Here is a 2,808-nt window from a genome sequence, read left to right on the forward strand (position 1 = left end):
GGACTGCACATGGCCAATTTCTCATCGACCACGTTGCGCTGGTTGTTCGCGCTATCTGGCCTGGGTGGAATTTTGATGGTCGCGAGCGGCTTGGTGTTGTGGTCGGTCAAGCGCGCTCCGGAACGGGTCAAGCTGGGCTACACGCCGTTCGGACACCGGCTGGTCGAGGTGTTGAACATCGGCGTCATCGCCGGCCTGCCCATTGCCATCGCCGCGTACTTTTATGCGAATAGGTTGCTGCCTGTGGATCTGGCAGAACGATCGGGCTGGGAAGTGCAGGCGTTCTTCGCGGCGTGGCTGCTGAGCTTGATCGTCCCCCTGCTGCGGCCGGCCCGAGCGGCCTGGCGGACCCAATTCCTGGCCGGCGCGGTCCTGTTCGCAGCCCTGCCGATGGTCAATGCCCTGACCACCGGGACCGGGCTGGCCTTTATGCTGAGCCACGGCAACTGGGTGTATGCCGGCTTCGATTTGACAATGTTGGCCATCGCCGCGCTGCTGGGCCTGATCGCCTGGTATGCCTCCCGCACCCCGGCCGGGCGTAAACCCGCCAAAAAACGCGCTGCCGCGGCCCTGGATCTGCCGGCAGAAGCGGAGCGAGCGTAATGTCCTTATTCCCATTCGCGCTGACGTACACCGGGTTCGCAGCGCTATGCTTCGCAATGAACCGCCACGCCCGCGAGGTCTTGCAGCGGGAGCCCACGCCCCTACAAAGGCAGCTCCTGCGGACCGCCGGGTGGATTGCACTGACTGTGTCGCTGTTCATGGCCGCAGCCCAGACGGGCTGGCCCATCGGCACGGTGGAATGGTTCGGAATGCTCACCGCAAGCGCCGTGAGCTTCGTGTTACTGCTGACTTATTACCCTCGGCTTGCCGCCGGGCTAGGACTGGCGCTGCCGGTTTGCGCCTCGATGGGTCACTTTTGGGTCAGCGCGTTGAGCAATTGAGGAGTGAAATGTCGAGTTTCAACACCGAGCGCGTTCTGAAGGTTCGTCACTGGAACGACACGCTGTTCAGCTTCGTGACCACGCGCGATCCGGGCCTGCGCTTCGAGAACGGTCAGTTCGTGATGATGGGCCTGCAGGTCGACGGCCGTCCGCTGACTCGCGCCTATAGCATCGCCAGCGCCAACCACGAAGAGCACCTGGAATTTTTCAGCATCAAGGTGCAGAACGGCGCGCTCACTTCCCGCCTGCAGCACCTGTTGCCGGGTCACGAAGTGCTGGTCAGCCGCAAGCCCACCGGCTCGTTGCTGATCGATGACTTGAAGCCCGGCAAACACTGCTATCTGCTGAGCTCGGGCACCGGCCTCGCGCCGTTCATGAGCCTGATCAAAGATCCGGCCATGTATGAGAAGTTCGAGAAGGTCGTGCTTTTGCACAGCGTGCGAGCCACCAGCGAGCTGGCCTACGAGGAATATCTGACCCACGTGCTGCCCAGGGATGAGCACATCGGTGAAATGGTCGCCAACCAGCTGATCTACTTCCCGACGGTGACCCGCGAGCCGTATCGCAATCGTGGCCGACTCACGGATCTGATCGAGAGCGGCAAATTGTTCGAACAGATCGGCCTGCCGCCGCTGGATCCGAAGCAGGATCGAGCCATGATTTGCGGCAGCCCGTCGATGTTGAAGGACTTGTCATCGATTCTGGATGCGCGTGGCTTCGAGATTTCCAAGCACATTGGCGCGCCTGGCGACTACGTGATCGAACGGGCGTTCGTCGAGAAATAACGCCCGCCCCTCGGCCGATGCGGGCCTGTTCAGGCCGGCACGCCGATCGTCAGCGTGCCGGTGTAACCGTCCGCCACGCTTCCCGACATTGCCGCTGTCATGGCCGCCAATTGCGCCGCCGTGTTGTCACCGAAGATGCCGTCGCTGGCCAGGGTGACTCGCGAAAGATTGGTAACACTGGAGCTATAGCCAGTGGCGCCGCTGTACACGGTGCTACAAACATCGCGCGGCAGGGCGATCTGCGATGTGAGTATCTTGTTGGTGTACAACGTGGCCATGGACAGGCTGGAGTAAATCTCGAAATGGATGTGCGGGTAGCGACCCGAATAGCAGCCCGGGAAAATGGTGGTGAACGTCACCTGGCCGTTGCTATCCGCCACTTGCACGCCGCGCAGGAAATTCTCGTCCTGCACGCTGCTCGAATACAAAGAATAGTTACCATCGCGCGTGCAGTGCCACAGGTAGATGGCGTAACCCGATAGCGGTTGGCACAAGTTGTTGGAGTTGAGCAGCGTAATGGTCAGCGTCGTCGGCACGCCCGCAGCCACCCCGCTCGCGCCGCCGAAGCTGCTACGAATGTCGGAGCGAACCACGCCGCTCTCACTGAGCACATTGGAAACCTGACCGTTGACAGTGTTCGAGCCGTCCGACGGATAAGGTCCCTGCGTTTCTTCCGCGACCTCAGTACAAGTATCGCTGCTGGACGAACTACCGGACGAAGAGCTGCCGCTCGAGCTGCTGCCCGAGGAACTGGAGCCACTGGTGGAGGTAGTAGAGGTCGTACCCGAATCGCCGTCACCGCCACCGCAACCGGCGATCATCAACGCACTGCCCGACAACATCATGCCGAGCACACGACGCCGGCGCTTCAACGCCGCCAGCTGTTCCAAATCGTGTTGCAGACCTAGGTCGTGATCGTCCAAATGAGGTTGATGTGTCGGTGCGCGCGTCATGGCTGGCATCTCTCCGCTGCAAAGGTTGAGCGACAGAGATTCTGCTAGCGACACATGTAATAAACTGTAAGGCAGTGAAACAGACGTAACGGAACGTCGCCGCTGCCCGACAGAAATAGATGAACG

At 61.0% G+C, this 2,808-nt stretch carries 3 protein-coding genes and 1 pseudogene; 3 read left to right on the forward strand and 1 reads right to left on the reverse strand.

Going from position 1 to position 2,808, the window contains the following annotated elements; translation table 11 throughout:
• The 3 genes and pseudogenes from JNL55_RS37245 to JNL55_RS37255 form a co-directional block, all read left to right on the forward strand.
• Positions 1-603, forward strand: a pseudogene (locus JNL55_RS37245) (PepSY domain-containing protein); the annotation flags it as partial.
• Complete coding sequence (locus JNL55_RS37250; RefSeq protein ID WP_293867219.1) at positions 603-944, forward strand: DUF3325 domain-containing protein; 342 nt, start codon at positions 603-605, stop codon at positions 942-944. The pseudogene JNL55_RS37245 and the gene JNL55_RS37250, both read left to right, overlap by 1 nt.
• Positions 945-952: 8 nt before the next feature.
• Entirely contained in the window at positions 953-1,729 is a 777-nt protein-coding gene (locus JNL55_RS37255) for a ferredoxin--NADP reductase (RefSeq protein WP_293867222.1), read from the forward strand.
• A 29-nt stretch (positions 1,730-1,758) separates the two neighbouring features.
• Here the strand turns inward: JNL55_RS37255 and JNL55_RS37260 are convergent, their stop codons facing one another.
• Positions 1,759-2,682 (reverse strand): intradiol ring-cleavage dioxygenase, encoded by a 924-nt coding sequence (locus JNL55_RS37260; RefSeq protein WP_293867225.1) that lies wholly within the window; start codon positions 2,680-2,682, stop codon positions 1,759-1,761.
• Between the last annotated feature and the right edge of the window lie 126 nt (positions 2,683-2,808).

The sequence above is a fragment of the Steroidobacter sp. genome (genome assembly GCF_016790065.1).
Taxonomy (GTDB): domain Bacteria; phylum Pseudomonadota; class Gammaproteobacteria; order Steroidobacterales; family Steroidobacteraceae; genus Steroidobacter.

Coding starts and splice junctions, on each gene's coding strand:
- JNL55_RS37260 (WP_293867225.1), bottom strand. CDS start 2,682: ATGACGCGCGCACCGACACATCAACCTCATTTGGACGATCACGACCTA.
- JNL55_RS37250 (WP_293867219.1), top strand. CDS start 603: ATGTCCTTATTCCCATTCGCGCTGACGTACACCGGGTTCGCAGCGCTA.
- JNL55_RS37255 (WP_293867222.1), top strand. CDS start 953: ATGTCGAGTTTCAACACCGAGCGCGTTCTGAAGGTTCGTCACTGGAAC.